At 78.5% G+C, this 1,608-nt stretch carries 1 protein-coding gene and 1 pseudogene; one reads left to right on the plus strand and one right to left on the minus strand.

Going from position 1 to position 1,608, the window contains the following annotated elements; translation table 11 throughout:
• Positions 1–123: 123 nt before the first annotated feature.
• Positions 124–1,095, plus strand: coding sequence for an NAD-dependent epimerase/dehydratase family protein (locus H488_RS33255; RefSeq protein ID WP_031283606.1), 972 nt, complete (start codon positions 124–126; stop codon positions 1,093–1,095).
• Between the two features lie 48 nt (positions 1,096–1,143).
• On the opposite strand, the pseudogene H488_RS37515 reads toward H488_RS33255, so the two are convergent.
• Positions 1,144–1,608, minus strand: a pseudogene (locus tag H488_RS37515) (hypothetical protein); the annotation flags it as partial.

A 1,608-nucleotide genomic window follows, 5' to 3' on the forward strand; every position in this document is an offset into this window, starting at 1 on the left:
CCCACGGAGGCCAGGTCGACGTCTCGACCGCCGGAGCGCAGCACCTCCCGGCGCTCGAGCCGGCGCATCCGCGAGACCACGGTGTTGCGAAAAACCCTTCGAAAACGGCAGAGAGGAAGCACCGTGACATCGACGACGTGGGCAGTCCTGGGAGCGACGGGGTTCGTGGGTTCCGCGACCGTGGCCCGGCTGCAGGCGGACGGCCAGACGGTGGTCCCGGTCTCCGCGCCGCGGCTGGGGTCCGGGGCGCGCACGGTCCACCACCTGCTCCAGCAGGCCGGCCGGCTCGAGTCCGTCATCGACTACCTCGCCGAGTCCTTCGCCGGTGCCCACGTGGTCGTCAACGCGGCGGGCCTGGCGGCCCCGGACCAGACGCACGAGGAGTCCCTCGTGGGGGCGAACGCGCTGCTGCCGGTGCTCGTGGCGCTCGCGGCGCGCCGCACGAGCGTGCGCCGGATCGTGCACGTCAGCTCCGCGGCCGTCCAGGGCGACGTCGACGTCCTCGACGAGACGCCCACGGTCCGACCGTTCTCCCCCTACTCCTTCTCCAAGGCCCTGGGCGAGAGCGCGCTCCTGAAGCTGCGCCGCGACTGGGCGGGCGAGGACGGAGCACCCGCGATCACGGTGCTGCGCGCGACCTCGGTGCAGGGCTCCGGCCGGCGCACCACCGCGCGGCTGGCCCGCTTCGCGTCCTCGCCGCTGAGCTCGGTGGCCGGCGACGGCGGCGCGCCCACCCCGGTGACGTCCGTGCACGCCCTGGCCGAGTTCGTCTCCCGGGTCGGGCGCCACGGGGAGGCGCTGCCGCCGGTCGTGCTGCAGCCCTGGGAGGGCGCCACGACCGGCTCCATCCTGCGGGACGCGGGCCGCCGGGAGCCGCGCCACCTCCCCGTGCTGCTGTGCCGGCTCGTCGTGGACGCCGGGTTCGCGGTCTCGGCCCTGGCCGGGCACCGGTGGCACGGCGTGTTCCGCCGGCTCGAGGTCACCTGGTTCGGTCAGCGCCAGGTGCGCGGCTGGGCGGAGGAGCACGACGCGGTCCCCGAGCCGCGGATCAGCGAGGTCCTGCGCCAGGCGCACCTGGCCGCCGGCCGGGGCTGAGCCCCGCAGAGCTGCTCGGGGCCGCGCCGGGCCGCTCCCGGGACGGGCTCAGGCCTCGCCGCTGCCCCGCGCCACGAGCCGGGCGGCCTCCTCGACCGGCAGCGGCCGCGGCTGCCCCGGCGCCCCGGGCCGCTGGACGCGCGTGCGGTCCTGGTCCACGGCCGGGCGAGCGCCCGCCGCGGAGCGCGCCACGAGCGCGGCGGCCAGTCCCTGCGCCGTCGCGGCCCGCGCCGGCCCGGGCGCCGGAGGCTGCCGGTCCGCGGGTGCGGCCGCGCCCGCCGGGTCGGCGGGCTCCGCCGCGGGCGGCACGGCCTCCGGATCGGGCTCGCTCACGGCGTGCGATCCCGAGGCCGCCGGGCGGCCGGCGCCGGGCTCCGCGGGTCCCGCACCCGGCGCGGGAGCGCTGTCGAGCTCCTCGTCGCCGTCCGCCGGCACCACCGAGGGCACCACCGAGCGCAGCCGGGCCAGGCTCACGGTGCCGTGGCGCACCAGCGCGATCCTGCACCAGGCGGG

Origin of the sequence: Kocuria sp. UCD-OTCP (genome assembly GCF_000349605.1) — a bacterium.
GTDB classification, from domain to species: domain Bacteria; phylum Actinomycetota; class Actinomycetes; order Actinomycetales; family Micrococcaceae; genus Kocuria; species Kocuria rosea.